The sequence below is a fragment of the Flavobacterium sp. CYK-55 genome (assembly GCF_018413465.1).
GTDB lineage: Bacteria > Bacteroidota > Bacteroidia > Flavobacteriales > Flavobacteriaceae > Flavobacterium.
In genome coordinates this window covers 165,487-182,179 of record NZ_JAHCDK010000005.1, presented here as the reverse complement: position 1 = coordinate 182,179, position 16,693 = coordinate 165,487, and the positions used below count along the sequence as shown (strand labels likewise).

16 protein-coding genes are annotated in these 16,693 nt (G+C 39.2%); 5 read left to right on the top strand and 11 right to left on the bottom strand.

Going from position 1 to position 16,693, the window contains the following annotated elements:
- Window positions 1-2,665: choice-of-anchor L domain-containing protein (locus KIH23_RS08005; RefSeq protein ID WP_213212851.1), on the bottom strand; the 2,665-nt coding region annotated here is incomplete at its 3' end.
- 107 nt (window positions 2,666-2,772) lie between these two features.
- Here KIH23_RS08005 and KIH23_RS08000 point away from each other — a divergent pair.
- From KIH23_RS08000 to KIH23_RS07985, 4 genes are all read left to right on the top strand, one after another.
- Window positions 2,773-3,672 (top strand): NifU family protein, encoded by a 900-nt coding sequence (locus KIH23_RS08000; protein WP_213212849.1) that lies wholly within the window; start codon window positions 2,773-2,775, stop codon window positions 3,670-3,672.
- Window positions 3,673-3,816: 144 nt separating this feature from the next.
- Window positions 3,817-5,838 (top strand): thioredoxin domain-containing protein, encoded by a 2,022-nt coding sequence (locus KIH23_RS07995; RefSeq protein ID WP_213212847.1) that lies wholly within the window; start codon window positions 3,817-3,819, stop codon window positions 5,836-5,838.
- A 57-nt stretch (window positions 5,839-5,895) separates the two neighbouring features.
- Complete coding sequence (locus KIH23_RS07990) at window positions 5,896-6,720, top strand: mechanosensitive ion channel family protein (protein ID WP_213212845.1); 825 nt, start codon at window positions 5,896-5,898, stop codon at window positions 6,718-6,720.
- A gap of 36 nt (window positions 6,721-6,756) precedes the next feature.
- The gene (locus tag KIH23_RS07985; protein ID WP_213212836.1) at window positions 6,757-7,434 is read left to right on the top strand and encodes a hypothetical protein; all 678 of its coding nucleotides are present in this window, start codon (window positions 6,757-6,759) and stop codon (window positions 7,432-7,434) included.
- Between the two features lie 3 nt (window positions 7,435-7,437).
- On the opposite strand, the gene tsaB is transcribed toward KIH23_RS07985, so the two are convergent.
- From tsaB to KIH23_RS07970, 3 genes are read right to left on the bottom strand one after another with little or no spacing between them, the layout of a single operon-like run.
- The gene (gene tsaB, locus KIH23_RS07980; protein WP_213212834.1) at window positions 7,438-8,106 is read right to left on the bottom strand and encodes a tRNA (adenosine(37)-N6)-threonylcarbamoyltransferase complex dimerization subunit type 1 TsaB; all 669 of its coding nucleotides are present in this window, start codon (window positions 8,104-8,106) and stop codon (window positions 7,438-7,440) included.
- Complete coding sequence (locus tag KIH23_RS07975; RefSeq protein ID WP_213212832.1) at window positions 8,106-9,404, bottom strand: efflux RND transporter periplasmic adaptor subunit; 1,299 nt, start codon at window positions 9,402-9,404, stop codon at window positions 8,106-8,108. Before KIH23_RS07975 ends, tsaB begins: the two co-directional genes overlap by 1 nt.
- Before the next feature lie 9 nt (window positions 9,405-9,413).
- A complete protein-coding gene (locus KIH23_RS07970; RefSeq protein ID WP_213212830.1) occupies window positions 9,414-10,856 on the bottom strand; it encodes a TolC family protein in 1,443 nt (480 codons plus the stop codon).
- Between the two features lie 189 nt (window positions 10,857-11,045).
- Here KIH23_RS07970 and KIH23_RS07965 point away from each other — a divergent pair, with 189 nt between their 5' ends.
- Window positions 11,046-12,437 carry a DUF4403 family protein gene (locus tag KIH23_RS07965; protein WP_213212828.1) on the top strand — a complete coding sequence of 464 codons (1,392 nt, stop codon included), beginning with the start codon at window positions 11,046-11,048 and terminating at the stop codon, window positions 12,435-12,437.
- Here KIH23_RS07965 and KIH23_RS07960 read toward each other — a convergent pair whose 3' ends face one another.
- The 7 genes from KIH23_RS07960 to KIH23_RS07930 form a co-directional block, all read right to left on the bottom strand.
- On the bottom strand, window positions 12,438-12,665 hold the full coding sequence (locus KIH23_RS07960) for a hypothetical protein (RefSeq protein WP_213212826.1): 228 nt from the start codon (window positions 12,663-12,665) through the stop codon (window positions 12,438-12,440).
- Between the two features lie 10 nt (window positions 12,666-12,675).
- Window positions 12,676-13,254: a DUF420 domain-containing protein gene (locus KIH23_RS07955; protein ID WP_249684845.1), complete on the bottom strand. Its 579-nt coding sequence runs from the start codon at window positions 13,252-13,254 to the stop codon at window positions 12,676-12,678.
- Complete coding sequence (locus KIH23_RS07950; RefSeq protein ID WP_213212824.1) at window positions 13,254-13,940, bottom strand: SCO family protein; 687 nt, start codon at window positions 13,938-13,940, stop codon at window positions 13,254-13,256. Before KIH23_RS07950 ends, KIH23_RS07955 begins: the two co-directional genes overlap by 1 nt.
- A 4-nt stretch (window positions 13,941-13,944) precedes the next feature.
- Complete coding sequence (locus tag KIH23_RS07945; RefSeq protein WP_213212822.1) at window positions 13,945-14,583, bottom strand: hypothetical protein; 639 nt, start codon at window positions 14,581-14,583, stop codon at window positions 13,945-13,947.
- Window positions 14,584-14,664: 81 nt separating this feature from the next.
- Complete coding sequence (locus tag KIH23_RS07940) at window positions 14,665-15,015, bottom strand: cytochrome C oxidase subunit IV family protein (protein WP_213212820.1); 351 nt, start codon at window positions 15,013-15,015, stop codon at window positions 14,665-14,667.
- 21 nt (window positions 15,016-15,036) lie between these two features.
- On the bottom strand, window positions 15,037-16,062 hold the full coding sequence (locus KIH23_RS07935; protein WP_213212818.1) for a cytochrome c oxidase subunit 3: 1,026 nt from the start codon (window positions 16,060-16,062) through the stop codon (window positions 15,037-15,039).
- A gap of 43 nt (window positions 16,063-16,105) precedes the next feature.
- Window positions 16,106-16,693, bottom strand: coding sequence for a heme-copper oxidase subunit III (locus KIH23_RS07930; RefSeq protein ID WP_213212816.1), 588 nt, complete (start codon window positions 16,691-16,693; stop codon window positions 16,106-16,108).

Here is a 16,693-nt window from a genome sequence, read left to right as displayed (position 1 = left end):
AATTGTAAACACCTGCTGTAGTTGAGGAACCAGATATGGTATATGTACCTGAAGAATAAACACCCGTCATACCAGGTGGCAATCCTATAGAAGTAACATCGCTCGAATGAGTCGTAGTATAAACTATGTTTACAGGTAATGACTCATTGGTACAAACTGTTTGGATATTAGATGATGAAGATGAACTTAAAACTATTGTTGAATCTGAATCAACTGTAATTGTGCCGGGTAAAGTTACTGTACCACAACCACCTGAAGTAGTAACCGTATAGTTGTATGTACCTATGGCACTTGGTGTTCCTGATAATGTGAAATTACCCCCAGAAAATGAACCGCTAACCCCAGAAGGTAAGTTTGAAGCCGTTACATTGGTAACTCCATTGGCGGTATTATATACAATAGGTGACAATGCTGTATTGACACAAAGTGCTTGATTATCATTGCTCGTGGTTGATAGAGTCATTGCTACACCCGTATTGACTGTAATAGTTCCGCCCAAAGAATCACTAGCACAATTACCAGTAGTTGTAACCGTATAATTGTATATACCAGCTATTGTTGGTGTACCCGAAATCGTGAATATACCAGCATTAAAAACACCATTAATACCCGTAGGCAAATTCGTAACAGTCGCTCCAGTAGCATCAGTTAAGGTGTAGATTATATTAACAGCCAGTGATTGATTTTCACATAGCGTTTGATTGTCTGACGAAGCAGCCGAAGTCAAAGTAATGGTTGAATCAGGGTTGACAATGATAGTACCATTTGCTGAACACACATCCGTTCCAGCGGTAATCGAAACAGAATAACTGTATGTTCCTGAAGCTGTAGGTGTTCCGAAAATCGTAAATACTCCTGAGTTGTAATTTCCTGTTACCCCTGGCGGCAAAGAACCAGAAGCCAAAACACCATTGGTTGCCCCAGTGGTTGTATATGTTATCGGAGTAATAGCTTGTCCGACACACACCGTTTCGCCTGGTGACGAAGCTACTACAGTACAATTACAATTAGAGATGATTACTTGTGCAGTTGTGGTGAATACAGGACAATAGGCCGTTGCAGGAATTTCATATTGAACCGTATAGGTATTGTATAAACTGCCGTTAGGTGTAATCGTTCCGGTATTTGGATCGAGAATTAACCCCGGAGGCGAGGACGAAAAAGTACCTCCGGGTGTTAATCCGGTGGCAATAACTGGCTGTGGAACTGTATTACTCTCGCAAAATGGTGTTAGTCCGTATGAGATAGTTCCAGAAGCAGGATTATCAACATTTAAATCAAATTGCCTCAAGCTAACACATCCTGAAAGCAAATCTTCTACACGAATCCATATGGTAGAACTGGTTGCGGATGTAAGATAGTGTTGCACATCAGCATCAGCAATCAAACCTGTTGGCAATCCATATAATGCTTCATTATTTGTATTGGTATTGTAATAAGTAACCGTATAAAAATTTGGATCTAATGTACCTAAAACCGCAGTAGTCTGATCAATACTTCCAAAATCATATTGTGCTGCATTCGGCACACAAAGGTTAATGTCTTGGGGTTGAACAAGAGAAATATCCGGCAGATAAGTGATCGTTATATCATCGCTGGCCAACAAACACCCTCCAGCTGTATATTGTTCAAGTTTATAAACACCCGAGTCAGTCACCACCAAATCAGGACCAGATTCACCAGGAATCAAAACGCCATCTTTAAACCATTTGATTACGGTAGTTCCTACGGTTAAACCAGAATTTATGGTAAGGGGTGTTCCATAACAAACACCGGCATTGTTATCTAAGCCAAACTCATCCAATAATTCCAATGGTGGAATGGTAAAGTTTTGAATAAAAACTGCAGAATCTAAATTGGTGTCTCCAACATTACCAACCGCAAGTTTGATATGATATGTCATACCGCATTGCAATTGCGAATATGCCCTGATTACTTTGGTAAAACCGTCATATTCAACCGTTGGAGTAGCTGAATTATTTGGATTTAAACCTGAGGGAAGATTATTAAAAAAATAATTGGGGTTTTGAGCTCCAACTCCATTGTTGGCTGTTCCGTAGTTGACCGTACCAATTGAAATTTGTGTAATACTATTGGGAATCAAGGCGATATTCTTGGCATTGCCAGTATAAGGGCCGTTAATGCCCGGGCCACTCAAAAAGAAACCAAAAACATCATTAAAACTTGGGTTTCCTACATATTCCGGATATTCTTCAGAGCCAAAAACAAAGTCAAAATTGAGTTCGAGTCCTGTGGCCACAAAATCAAATTCTAAAATAGCTGAAGCAGCTATCGTGTTGGTTGTAATAGCCGCCAAATCAGCATCGGTTCCACCGGCGTTTAATGAAGGCAAAGACCCGCAGCCTAAATTAGTGCAATTGTTTGGCCCCAAACCGTATTGTGCGTTTCCGGTGGCTAAAACAATTCCGTGGGTCAAGCCGAGTGTGCTTCCATTAAAATTTACGGTGAATTCACCCGCCTGGTCTCTGAGTAAATTAGCACTGGCTGCGCTTCCGTTGAATTTAATATTGAAAGGCGTTACACCTTGTCCCACCAAAGCGTTTTGTACTAATTGTGCCGGCGTTTGTGTAGTGTTGTTGATAAGCACTTGCGACTGCACAGAAGCGCCTACAAATAGGGCTATCAGCAATAGAATCTTTTTCATAGCAATGAATTGAAAACGATGCAAAAAATTATAATAAAAACTTAAATCTTCAAATATACAGATTCACTCAACATAACTTCGTTAAATTTGCAAAAATTCATCCCGTCATGATCAAAATCAACATAAAAGAAACCCAAAATCCGACTATTCTTAAATTTGAATTCCCAGATTTCATTACCCAGAACGAAAGCTTTGAGTTTAAGAACATTGACGAAGCACAAAATTCACCACTCGCGCAAAAACTCTTCTATTTGCCGTTTGTCAAAACCGTGTATATTTCCGGAAATTTCATTGCCATTGAGCGCTTCAGCATTGTTGAATGGGCCGATGTTCAAGAAGCCGTAGCTGAACAAATCGAAGAATTCGTCAACAACGGCGGCGTTGTAGTGCAACCATCCGAACAAAGCAACCAGAAAAAACCCGTGAGCGTTTATGGCGAAACCACGCCCAATCCAGCCACGCTCAAATTTGTAGTCAATACGCGCATTACACCTGCGGCGGTTGAATTCAAAAATATTGACCAAACTGAAAGCTCACCACTCGCGCGCGAACTCTTTACTTTTGCGTTTGTCAAAGAAGTTTTCATCGACGAAAACTACGTCACCATCACCAAATATGACCGCTACGATTGGAACGAAATCACGCTTGAACTGCGCTCATTTATCAAAAACTACATCGAAAATGGCGGAACCGTCGTTGATGCATCTCTAATCAAACAAACCAGTCCGGCCGAAAAACAAAACGCACCGCAATACGAATCGCTCGATCCGACTTCACAGCAAATCATTGAAATTCTCGAAGAATACGTTCGCCCAGCGGTAGCTGCCGATGGCGGAAATATTGTTTTTGATTCGTACGACGACACCGAAAAACGCGTCAAAGTCATCTTGCAAGGCGCTTGTAATGGCTGCCCGTCGAGTACTTTTACGCTCAAAAACGGCATCGAAAACATGCTCAAAGACATGCTCAAAAACCCGGAAATCAAAGTCGAAGCGCTCAACGCTTAACCCAAAATACAAAGCGTCTTTCTGGGCGCTTTTTTGATGTGAAGCTATTCCGGCTGTTCGTTGCAATCTTTTTGTTTTGCCAACAAAAAGGATTTCCACTGCCATCCGGGCTAGGGCTTCAGAGTCAAATTTAAACCATCGTTTATGAACGAATTATCCCAAGAAACGAGTCCGTATTTGTTGCAACACGCAGAAAATCCCGTGCATTGGAAAGCCTGGAACCCGCGCGCACTGCAACAAGCGCAAGAACAAAATAAACTCATCCTGATCAGCATCGGTTATTCGGCTTGTCATTGGTGCCATGTTATGGAACACGAAAGCTTTGAAGATGCCGAAGTTGCCCAGGTCATGAACGCGCATTTTGTCAACATCAAAGTGGATCGCGAAGAGCGCCCCGATGTTGATGCAGTTTATATGAAAGCCCTTCAAATCATGACCGGACAAGGCGGCTGGCCTATGAATGTTGTGGCTTTACCCGACGGCAGACCGGTTTGGGGCGGCACTTATTTCAGAAAAAACCAATGGATCAATTCGCTCGAACAATTGCAAGAACTCTATCAAGAGCAACCCGAAAAAATGATTGATTATGCCGAACGTTTGCAACTGGGTTTAGCGCAAATGAGTCTTTTGCCTGAACCTGAACAATCGGCCAAACAACAAAGCATCGCTTTACTGATCGAAAAATGGAAAAAAAGTTTTGACCACGAATTTGGCGGATTGGCGCGTGCACCCAAATTTATGATGCCGAGCAATTATGCGTTTTTGATGCGTTATGCCTATCAAAACAACGATGTGCAGCTGCAAGAATTTGTTGATTTAACCTTAACACGCATGGCTTGGGGCGGTCTTTTTGACACTGTTGACGGCGGTTTTTCGCGCTACTCGGTTGATATGCGTTGGCATGTTCCGCACTTTGAAAAAATGCTTTATGACAACGGGCAACTCGTTTCATTGTATGCACAAGCCTACAAACGAACGCAAAATCCGCTGTACAAAACGGTCCTAGAAAAAACTCTGAATTTTGTATCCCGCGAATGGCTCACAGCTGAAGGCGCTTTTTACAGTGCGCTCGATGCTGACAGTTTGAATGCGGCAGGCCATCTTGAAGAAGGCGCTTTTTATGTTTGGACAGAAACCGAACTCCGCAATTTAATCGGCGGTGATTTTGATCTTTTTGCTCAAATTTTTAATATCAACCAATTTGGTCATTGGGAACACGGCCACTACGTATTGATTCAAAACCAGCATTTAGAAGTAATCGCGCGCGAATTCAACTTGAATGAAACCGAACTTTTAACGCGCAAATCCCACTGGGAAAAACTACTTTTTGAACAGCGCGAACATCGCTCAAAACCCAGACTCGACGACAAGTGTTTGACTTCATGGAATGCCTGGATGCTCAGAGGTTATCTTGAAGCTTATCAAGCTTTGGGCCATGAAACTTATCTTGAAACCGCGCTCAAAAACACGCATTTCATTACCCAAAAACAATGGTCGCCCGAAGGTTTTTTATGGCACAATTACAAACTAGGCAAAAGTAGTATTCCGGGATTTTTAGAAGATTACGCCGCCGTGATTTCGGCATTTATCTGTTTATACCAGACAACTTTTGACGAGTCTTGGCTCAAACAAGCCAAACAACTCACCGATTATTGTTTGGAACATTTTTATGATGAAAAGCAAGGTTTGCTTTCGTTTACCTCAGACTTGTCAGATGCCTTGGTGGCACCTCATTTTGAAATTGAAGACAATGTTATTCCGGCTTCTAACTCAGTCATGGCGGCTAATTTATTACAACTGAGCGTTTATTTCAATCATCCGCATTACAGCAAAATAGCCCAAGAAATGATTCAAAAAGTGGTAGGCAATATTGATTATCCGAGTGCGTTTTCAAACTGGCTTTCAGCTTTTATGGATATGGATATCAACCAAAAAGAACTGGCTATTTGCAGCCAACAAGCAACTGAATTTGCACGTAAACTTCACGCGGCTTATCTACCGCATGTTTGGATGGCAGGAACGCAAAAAAACTCTGAAATTCCGTTTCTCAAAGACCGCTTTGTTGCAGACAAAGATTTGTTTTACATCTGCAAAAATCAAAGTTGTCAGCTGCCTCAAAACAACTTGACATCAACCTTTAACGAATTAACATCTATTACAAATTAATTTATTTTTGCACCAATCATTATGTTTTGCATCCAGAAAATTTTATTAGAAACTCCCATGAAAATACACCAAGAGATTCGTTCTATTGATCAATATTTAGATTCACTGCTCAACTTGTTGCTTGATTATGCACCCAAAGTTGTGGCAGCGCTCATCATGCTTTTTGTGGGCATTTGGGCCATTCGCGTGATCAATAAAATTTCGCGAAAAATTATGGTCAAGCGCGAAATTGAGCCTACACTTATAGAATTTTTATCTGACATTATTTATTGGGGCTTGCGCTTGGTTTTGTTTATAGCTGTGATTTCAAAACTCGGTATCGAATCATCTTCATTCTTAACTATTCTTGGTACAGCCGGTTTGGCGATTGGTTTGTCTTTGCAAGGTTCGCTTTCAAATTTTGCAGGTGGAATGCTCATTATTTTGTTCAAGCCTTTTAAATTGGGAGACACCATTGAAGCGCAAGGTGTATCGGGAACCGTAATCGATATTCAGATTTTTGTAACCCAATTGCTCACCGCCAACAATCAAGTGATTTTTGTGCCCAATGGTGCATTGTCAAACGGAACTATCATCAATTATTCACAGCAAAACACCCGAAGAACTGACCTTACGATTGGCATTTCATACGACACCAATTTAAAACAAGCCAAGGATATCATCACCGAAGTTTTAACGTCTAACACAAAAATTTTACAAAGCCCGGTGCCCAATGTTTCTGTTCGAGAACTTACCGATTCTGGTGTAAAATTGGCTGTTAGAGCATGGACACAAAACGAAGATTTTGGCGATGTTTCAGCACATATCTTGGAAGATTGCATTAAAGCATTGGACCAAGCCGATATAAAATATCAACCGTTTGTAAGAGAGACATCGCGGTAATTTTATAAATTGCGGTAAACTATAATTTATTTTATTATGAAAACCTTTTTAGCCTTTGTATTTGCCGTTTGCCTAAATTTTATTTCGTTGGCTCAGAACAAAGATGTAAACGGAAGAAAAATTAATCCATACAACGTTCACATAACCGGAATGGATCGGTTTGTTGCTCAAAAACCACAAGGCTCACCTTATCTCAACAAAGCTTTTTCTATGGCAAAAATCGATGACTCAGAGCTTAAGTTCGCGGTGAGATACAATGCCTATAGCGATGAATTTGAGTTTCTCAACAGTAAAAATGACACTTTGGTTTTAGACAAAACCGAGGCTTATCCTAAAATAATTTTTGCAGGTTCTAACAAAAAATATTTGTTGCTGAATTATATTGATTACACCGGAAAGTCATATACAGGATATTTAATTGAACAATATCAAAAAAACAATTGGGCCGTTTTAAAAAGAGAGCGCATTAGTTTTTATCCCGGCAAAAAGGCCAAAACCTCACTTGAAAATGATATGCCTGCCAAGTATTCAAAAGAAAAAGAAGTTTTTTATTTAAAAAAACCTGATGCTACTGTAGTTGAATTTCCGGAATCAAAAAAGCAACTGACCAAGTTGTTTGCTGATAAAAAAGAAGCTATTGAAGCCTTTATAAAAGAGCAAAAGATTGATTTTGAATATGATCAAAACAAAATCATTGACTTTCTTGCTCAATAATCATTATTTTTTTGATGTTGTTACAACGAAATCCTTGAGATAAAAAGGCTCAAAATAAGCCAAGTCTTCAATTTGGTTTTGAGAGAATTTTTGATAACTCAACTCAGCCATTTCTCGTGCTGACGGAAATACAACTTCAGGAATAAAGATGTGGTTTTCAGCGAACAAAACACTTGCGCACTTGTTTTGACAATCGCCTACAAAATAGTATTTCTGGCCAGATTCTAAAAATGAAGTTTCATCAATAATTTGGGCTTCAATACCCCGAATCAATTGTCCTTGAGCCGAAAACACAGCGCTGTAGACTTCCATTCTACGGGCATCAATCATCGGAACAACACAACCATCCTCAACCTTTACTTGTGATGCTAATACTTGTAACGTATCAACCGCAATGAGCGGAATATTCAACGCATAGCACAAACCTTTTGCAGCCGAAACACCGATGCGCAAACCGGTGTATGAGCCCGGGCCTTGACTCACGGCAACTGCTTGCAAATCTGAAAAACGCAATTGACTTTCGAGCAAAACTTCTTCAATAAAAACATGTAGTTTTTCGGCATGTGAATAACCTTCATCAGCCACTTCTTTGAGTATAACAACTTGTCCGTTCTGCGCAATAGAAACCGAACAGTTTCTGGTGGCTGTTTCAATATTGAGTATATAAGCCATTACTTTTTATCTTCTGAAGGTTTTTGATTGGAAAGCTTTACTTTATCGCCTGAATTTAAATCTTTAGTAACGGTTGTATACGGGCCTGTGATGATTTCTTCACCAGATTTGAGTCCTTGGGTAATCTCAATATTGGTGTCGTCTTGAATGCCGGTTTTGACGACTTTTATTTTGGCTTTATCGCCTGAACGGACAAATACACATTCGTATTTTTTATCGCTTTTTTGTTTGGTTTTGTCATCATTTGCCGGCGCGCCCATATCGGTTTTAACCGTGGCAGTTGTATCATTTTTAACCACAACTGCGCTAATCGGAACCCCTAAAACTTTTTCTTTTCGTTTGGTAATAATATCAACCGTAGCGGTCATTCCCGGGCGGAATGGGGAATACGATGCCGGTTTACCAATCAATAAATCTTGGTAAGATTCTTTGAGAATTCTAACCTTGACTTTAAAGTTGGTTACCTGATCAGCGGTTAAAGTGGTGCTGGCTGAGTTTGAAATACTCGTAACTATACCTCTGAATCGTTTTTTTAGATAGGCATCAACCTCAACACGAGCTGAATCACCCACGTTGATTTTGACAATGTCATTTTCGTTCACATCAACTTCAACTTCCATGTTGTTCAAATTGGCTACACGTAAAAGCTCGGTTCCTGTCATTTGTTGGGTTCCGAGTACGCGTTCACCCAACTCGACATTGAGCAACGAAATCGTTCCGTCTGCCGGAGCGTAAATCGTGGTTCTACCCAAATTATCTTTGGCTTCGTTTACAGTTGCCGTGGCGCTTTTCATATTGTAATAAGCCGATTGTTTTGAAGCTTTGGCATTTTCAAAAGCAGCCACCGCTTTGTCCCAATCTGATTTAGAAATAATGCCTTTTTCAAAAAGTGTTTTACTTCTATCAAAACTGGCTTTTGCTTCATTATAAGTTGCATCTGCTTGGCTAAGCCCGGCTTTGGTTTGTGATAATCCGGCCAAAGTTCGGTTATAACCAGAAGTGTATAAATCTGGGTTGATGCGTACCAATAAATCGCCTTTTTTAACCACTTGCCCTTCTTTTACCGGTAAATCGATGATTTCTCCGGAAACTTCAGAAGATATTTTGACTTCAATTTCAGGCTGAATTTTACCGGTGGCCGATACGGTTTCAATAATCGTCATCTCGGCTGCTTTTGCGGTTTCAACCTCAATACTGTGGTCTTGATTTCCGATGATCCCTTTTTTGTTGAGAATAAGCAATACGATAACCAATAAAATGGCACCTCCAATAAAATAATAAAGTTTCTTTTTTGACATGGTCAGCTTTTATTTAAAAATCGGAATCCCGAAATAAAGTTCAACAATTTTAGTTCTGAAAATAAAGTCATATTTAGTGCGTAAAGCCTCTGATTGTGCGTTGGCATATAGTGCTTGCGCCTGATTGAAATCAAAACTATTCATCAAACCAACTGCATATCTTTCGCGAGCGTATTCAAATGCTTGTTGTCTTGATTGTAAAGCCCGTTGTGCAGATTCATATGATTTAAAAGCACCTTGTGCATCAGTATAAACTGTATAAACCGTTTTTTGCAAATCAAGTTCACTTAGTTTTTGTGCGTTTTTGGTTTTCTCGAGCATCACTTTTGATTTGGCAACCGCATTACGCGCAGCAAATCCGTTAAAAATGGGAATATCCATCTGAATACCAAAGTTGTGTCCTTTGTTTAGACTGAATTGATCAAACATAGGCTCGGCTTTACCAAATAAATATTCAAAATTAGGCTGCATAACCGAATAAGTAATACCATCTACGGTAACAAAACTTCCGCTTTCAATGGTTGGATTGGTGGTATTGAGCTGTGCTCCGGTAATTCTATCAGCGTTTGAAGCACGCGTACTAAAACTATAAAAACCTTGCAAAGTTGGCTGATAAGCGCCACGTGAGATTTGGACATCTTTTTCAGCAAGCTTTGTATTGGTCTCAGCTATTTTGAGTTCAATTCGAAAAGTTTTGGCTTTCTGAAAAACATCTTCAGGTTTTTGAAGCATAACTGAACTTTGATTGGCGGGATAATCTGAATCAGCGATATCAAAATTATCTATTTTTTCAAGTTGTAAAAGTTGCGCCAAACTGAGTTTTGAAATCAATAACGCATTTTCGGCTACAATCACTTTTTGCTGATCTGAGGCCACGGTCGCTTGATTTTCAAGCAAATCTCCTCTAGGAATAGAACCCGCATCAACCAAAGCTTCGGCACGCTTGAGTTGCTGCTCGTCCAAACTCAGTAACTGATTTTGCACTTTGAGGTTTTCCTTATTGAACAAGATTTGCAAATAAGCGTTGGCAATGTTAAGCGAAATGTCATCTTTGATTTTACTGAGTTGATATTGTGCAGCGAGGTCTGCCAAAGTTGATCGGCGCAAGCGATTTTGATTCTGCAAACCTTTGTAAATGTCAATTCCGGCGTTAAACCCTACACTTGTAAACTGAATGGTTTGGTTTTCTAAAACACCGGTAGTGATGTTTTGATTCAAACCGATATTCCAACTGTGTCTGGCAGAGGAATTGAACGAAGGAAGAAAATTCCCTACCGCACTTTTTTGGTCAATTTCAGCCAACTGCTTATCAAGTTCAGATTGTTTGATGGTAATGTTGTGCTCTAGAGCATACTGAACGCATTCTTGAAGCGTCCATCTTTTTTCGACGGTTTGAGCAAAAATCTGTTCAAACATCAAAGCAAAAAAAGTGAGAAATAGTATCTTTTTCATATAGAATTAGAAAGCTTTACAAAGGTATTATTCCATTTTGAATTCTGAATCGAGAAATCAAGATAATCTCATAATTTCTGAATCAGAAACGCCTTTCAAGAAACCTTTAGTCAGCGGGCTTTATTTTTTGTTACAGACTTTAGTTTGTTTTTGGGTTTGACTACTTTTGCGTTCAGAAAATTAATCTTCATGAAAAAGCTTTTGCGTTGTTTTGTCTTGTTGCTTTTTGGACTTTTGACCGGATGCAGTTCAACCCAAAAAATTGAAGCACTCAAACCCGAACCGGATGATGCCGCCCCGCTACTCTATGACGCTGCGGTTTCATACATCAATCTTCCTGTAAAAATCAAAATTCAAGACATCGAAAATCAGGTCAATAAATCACTCAACGGATTGATTTATGACGACAGCAATATTGAAGATGACGATTGTGAGATCAAAATCTGGAAGCAAGCGCCTATCCATTTGCAAAATGTAGGAGGTAAAATCAAAACAACACTTCCGCTCAAAGCGCTGATCAAATACCGCATCGGAACTGACCGTTTGGGCATTGCTCTTTACAACACTAAAGAATTTAACTTTAACGGTGTGGTGACTTTGCTCAGCGATGTAAATTTATCAAACTGGAAACTCAGCACCCAAACCGAATTCAAATCACTTGATTGGAACGAAAGCCCAACGGTAAACGTACTCGGAAAAGCCGTTCCGATTACTTATGCCATCAATCCGACCATTAAATTCTTTAAATCAAAAATTGAAAAAAGCATTGATGCTGCCATTTCCAAATCAATGGATTTCAAACCCCAAGTACTTGATGCGCTTGACAAAATCTGCACTCCGTTTGAGATGAGCCCGCAATATAAGAGCTGGCTCAGGATCAATCCTCTGGAGTTGTATACAACTGATGCGCAATTGGTTCGCGAGCAGGTTACTTTTGATATGGGCCTCAAATGCGAAATGGAAACTGTTATGGGTAACAAACCTCTTGGTAAATTTGATCGCTCAAAAATAATGCTCAAACCGGTAAGTAAAATGCCCGAACATGTTTCGGCCAATATTGTTGCGGTTTCAACTTATGAGCAAGCCTCAAAAATCATGACCCAGAACTTTGCCGGTCAGGAATTTGGTTCAGACGGAAAAAAAGTAACCGTTCAAAATGTAGCGCTTTGGCATAAAGACGGCAAACTGATTATTGCCCTTGATTTGTTGGGCAGTGTTAACGGAACGATATATTTATCGGGCTTTCCGCAATATAACAACGCTAGTAAAGAAATGTTTTTTGACCAATTAGATTACGTACTTGACACCAAAAGCAGATTGCTCAAAACGGCCAATTGGCTTGCTCAAGGATATGTTTTGAAAAAAATGCAACAAGCTTGTCGTTATTCTATTGCGCCCAACTTGGCCGAAGGTCAGAGCAGTTTGCAGAAATACCTCAAAAACTACAGCCCTATGCCCGGCGTTTATATCAATGGAACAACGAAAGAAATTGATTTTCAGAAATTTCAGCTTACCAACAAAGCCATTATTGGTTTCTTGCGCGTGAATGGCGAAGTTTCTGTTTCAGTGGATGGTTTATAATTAGGATTTCTTCTGACGAAATAGCCTATAGGCAAACCATCCGCCAACGGCTACCAATATATAAGGAATCAGCATTAAGTAAACAATACCATCGTTAACTGCTTCGGCTTTGACTTTGTTGCCTTCACTTTCAATGGCTGCTCGACACATGGCACATTGCGCCAAAGATAAATTGGAGTAGATTAAAATAACCAGCAAAGCAAAACCTCTTTTCGATGACTTTTGCATATATCCGAGATTAATAATTATAGTAAGGTGCAATCATCAAGTAGACGATCACACCCGTAATGGCCACATACAACCATATAGGAAAGGCAATTTTGGCTATTTTTTTGTGTCGATCAAAACGTTCAGCCAAGGCGCGAACATAACTTATAAGCACAAGTGGAATAACACTAATGGACAACAGAATATGACTTATCAGTAAAAAGTAATAAATCGGTCGCATGATTCCTTCTCCACCGTATTTAGTAGCATCAGCAGTCATATGATAAATAACATACATCACTAAAAAAAGGACAGACAACACAATCGCTAAAGTCATGAGTTTTTCGTGAACTTTGCGTTTTCCGTTTTTAATAGCATAAAGAGCCGCCACCAAAACTACTGCTGTGACACCATTGATAGTGGCATAAATAGGAGGCAAAAAACCAAATGGTTCTACAACGATTCCGAAATCTTTTAGTTTAACACTGAAAAGAATTGCTACTGCCACCGGAATGATAATCGAGACTGCAATGATGAATTTATTGAATTTACTTTCAATTGAAAGTTGGTTTGAATTTTCATTCATTTCTGAGGATGGATTGTTTTTCATTATTCTCTGAGTAAAATTGCAATATCGTGTTGAATGGCTTCAACACCCTTTTTGTCAAGGCCATCATAGTATAGAATAGGATTGCCATATTCATCTTTTCGGCAGCGAATTTTTCCGTCTTTATCAATCAAAGCAAACAAACCAGAATGTTCAAATCCGCCGCTGGCTTTATCATTTTCGCCTGCATACAAGTTGAACCCTTTGTTGGCCAAATCAAAAATATAGGTTTTATCACCGGTCAAAAAATGCCAATTTGACGACTTTACACCCAAGGTTTCAGCATGGGCTTTAAGTACTTCTGGCGTATCGTGTTCTGGGTCAATTGAAATTGAAACAATGCCAAAATTTGGATTACCAAAGAATTTGTTTTGAATCTGAAGCATACTCTGATTCATCCGCGGACAAATAGTTGGGCAACTTGAAAAGAAAAATTCAAGCACATAAACCTTGCCTTTGTAATCTTCATTGGTAATGGTTTTACCGTTTTGGTCGGTAAGCTTGTATGTTGGAGCCGGCCCAATAGTTTGTAAAGTAATTACCTCACCACTGGCATTATCTCCTTGATCGAGTCTTTCGTTTTTAACGACATCGCCATTTTTAATCCGGTTCACAATTTTAGGAACTGCGTATATTCCGAACAATAAAACGATGAATGATATGCCGATGTAAGATTTATTTTTAAGCATAAAACTATATTTTTCTTTGCGCATTGTTGCGTTTGAGTGCTAATCGATACTCAGCCAAGATAATTTTGACATCATCGGTCATCTCGTTATATAAGTCTGAAGGCGACGAGGTGTCATAACCTTCTTTGTATTGGTCTTTGTCTTTACGTCCGCGTAAATTTCTTTTTTTGTCAATAATATAAACATTGTTAGAACCGTAATGAACATCAAGCTCACCTCTTAATTTGAGTTGGTCATAATACGCTTTTATATCTTCTTTAGAAGCAAACACAAAAAACCATTTTGACACATCTGTAATATCGTCTAATGAACCTAAGATTTCTTTAACTTGTGACTCCGTTCCGACAGGAGCAAGCATTACAAACTGAAAATCTTTAAAATCTTTGTTTTTGTTGTAAATTTTTTGGTTCAGGTTGAAGAAATTGCCTTTTCGATCCAGTATATTATCACCGGTAAACCCAAGAATTGTTATTTTATCATTAAGTGTTACAGGTTTTCCGTCAAGTGAAGTCCAAGAGCCAAGTTCCGGAACAGAAGGCGTAACCGTGGGCAAAAACATGAAACTATTGACTCCGGTGGCAAAAAACAAATAAGCTACAATCGGGAGAATAAAAAGCGTAAAAAGAACCAATTTTTTTTTCATACTACGCGGCGCTTGGATTATCGCATGCAAAAATAAAAAAAGGCACGCAAAGCGCACCTCTTATCATTCATTAATATCTTGTTAAAAATTCCATTTAATGGTAGAATTTTTAAATACTTCAAAGACGTAATTGGCTTCAACCAATAAAATAAAAACCAAATAGAGCACCAAGAAAATCACTGTGGCAACAACCGACCAACGCAATGATGGCTTCTCGCCCTCCATGTGCATGAAAGCCCATACAATGTAGTATGCTTTGAAAACGGTTAAGATGATGAAAATCCAATTCAGTAAATTCATCCCCAAAAAGTGATTCAAGTGCAAAGACTCAGGTTTGATAATCCCCAGAATAACTTCAACTGTTGTAACCACTGACAATAATCCGAATACTGCCCAGATTCTTTTGGTATTAGATACGTGTTCGTGCGACATGATATATTGTTATAAATAAAATTAAACTAAGTAGAAGAAAGTAAATACAAATACCCATACAAGGTCAACGAAGTGCCAATAAAGTCCAACTTTCTCAACCATTTCATAGGTACGTCTTTTCTCGTAAGTTCCGAGCAAAACGTTGAAGAAAATGATAATATTGATAACTACTCCTGAAAAGACGTGGAAACCGTGGAAACCAGTGATGAAGAAGAAGAAATCTGCAAACAATTTGCTTCCGTATTCGTTGCGTTTAAGGTTAGCACCTTCTACAACCAAATGAGCATTGGCCAAACGGGCTTCAGATTCGGCACGTGTCAAAATAGTTTTGTGCTTGTGCTTAGTAAGTTGGTGGTTAATTTTAGGGTCATTTTTAGAAGCTTCAGTATCTTCATAAATAACTTCAGTGCGAACTAAGATTTCTGGATGTGCTTTAAAACCAGCCTGAACTTCAGCTACCGAATAAGTAGGAAGTGATGATTCATCCATAAACCATTTTCCTTTATTGCGCTCAAGTTGCTCTCTTTCTTCAGGAAGTGTGACCGCAAAATCTTCTAATTTTACACGCTTACCCGTATTATCCACAAATTGAAGTAAGCTTCCGCCTTTGGTTTCAATGGCACCATACTCACCGTGAATGAAATTCTTCCATTCCCAAGCTTGTGATCCTACGAATACCAAACCTCCTAAAATGGTTAAAAACATGTAAACGGCTACTTTGTCTTTTTTCATTTGGTGACCTGCATCAACCGCCAAAACCATGGTTACTGATGAGAAAATGAGGATAAAGGTCATTAAAGCCACATAATACATCGGAGCCGAAACGCCATGCATAAATGGAAAGTGCGTAAAAACCTCGTCAGCCAACGGCCAAGTTTCAATGAATTTGAATCGTGAAAAACCGTAAGCAGCCAAAAATGCAGAAAAAGTCAAGGCATCTGATACGATGAAAAACCACATCATTAATTTGCCATAACTCGCTCCTAACGGTTCATTAGCACCGTCCCAAGTTTTGTGTTCACTGTTTGCAGTAACTGTCGCTCCCATATAAGTCAATTCGTTAAAAAGTTCCCAAATTTACATTTTTTTCTTATTTGAAGAAATATAAAAATAAAAACAAATAAACCCACAATAAATCAAGAAAATGCCAGTACATCGCACCTAGCTCAATTCCAAGGGTTTGAGTTGCATTGTATTTTTGTTTAAAATGATTATAAATTACTACCAAAAGCGAAATAATTCCGCCGGCTAAGTGCGCCAAATGCACTACTGTGACTACATACAAGAATGTAGTGGTAATATTACTAGCCGGACCGGTGAAGTAATAACCCATGCCAATAACTTGTCCGAACCCCATAAATTGCAACACTACAAACAAAGAGCCCAATGCTAAAGTAGTCAACAACCAAAGAGATGTAGCCGAACGTTGATTGGCCTTGATGCTTTTTTTGGCCAAATGAAAAGTCAAACTACAGCCAATGATGACAGCCGTACTTGCGTAGAAAGCTGTAGGCATTTGAAAATTTTTGAGCCAGTCAGCACGAGATTTACTCACCACAAATGCACTCGTGAGTCCGGCAAACATCATGGTGATACTAAGCATTCCGAATAACAGCAATAACTTGTATGAACGCTCATTACGGGCTTTATCTTCTGGAGTTAAATTATATCTGCTCAT

Bases quoted from the DNA above. Each gene is read 5' to 3' on its own strand.
- KIH23_RS08000 (WP_213212849.1), top strand. From the start codon at position 2,773: ATGATCAAAATCAACATAAAAGAAACCCAAAATCCGACTATTCTTAAA.
- KIH23_RS07995 (WP_213212847.1), top strand. From the start codon at position 3,817: ATGAACGAATTATCCCAAGAAACGAGTCCGTATTTGTTGCAACACGCA.
- KIH23_RS07990 (WP_213212845.1), top strand. From the start codon at position 5,896: ATGAAAATACACCAAGAGATTCGTTCTATTGATCAATATTTAGATTCA.
- KIH23_RS07985 (WP_213212836.1), top strand. From the start codon at position 6,757: ATGAAAACCTTTTTAGCCTTTGTATTTGCCGTTTGCCTAAATTTTATT.
- tsaB (WP_213212834.1), bottom strand. From the start codon at position 8,106: ATGGCTTATATACTCAATATTGAAACAGCCACCAGAAACTGTTCGGTT.
- KIH23_RS07975 (WP_213212832.1), bottom strand. From the start codon at position 9,404: ATGTCAAAAAAGAAACTTTATTATTTTATTGGAGGTGCCATTTTATTG.
- KIH23_RS07970 (WP_213212830.1), bottom strand. From the start codon at position 10,856: ATGAAAAAGATACTATTTCTCACTTTTTTTGCTTTGATGTTTGAACAG.
- KIH23_RS07965 (WP_213212828.1), top strand. From the start codon at position 11,046: ATGAAAAAGCTTTTGCGTTGTTTTGTCTTGTTGCTTTTTGGACTTTTG.
- KIH23_RS07960 (WP_213212826.1), bottom strand. From the start codon at position 12,665: ATGCAAAAGTCATCGAAAAGAGGTTTTGCTTTGCTGGTTATTTTAATC.
- KIH23_RS07955 (WP_249684845.1), bottom strand. From the start codon at position 13,254: ATGAAAAACAATCCATCCTCAGAAATGAATGAAAATTCAAACCAACTT.
- KIH23_RS07950 (WP_213212824.1), bottom strand. From the start codon at position 13,940: ATGCTTAAAAATAAATCTTACATCGGCATATCATTCATCGTTTTATTG.
- KIH23_RS07945 (WP_213212822.1), bottom strand. From the start codon at position 14,583: ATGAAAAAAAAATTGGTTCTTTTTACGCTTTTTATTCTCCCGATTGTA.
- KIH23_RS07940 (WP_213212820.1), bottom strand. From the start codon at position 15,015: ATGTCGCACGAACACGTATCTAATACCAAAAGAATCTGGGCAGTATTC.
- KIH23_RS07935 (WP_213212818.1), bottom strand. From the start codon at position 16,062: ATGGGAGCGACAGTTACTGCAAACAGTGAACACAAAACTTGGGACGGT.
- KIH23_RS07930 (WP_213212816.1), bottom strand. From the start codon at position 16,693: ATGAGCAGATATAATTTAACTCCAGAAGATAAAGCCCGTAATGAGCGT.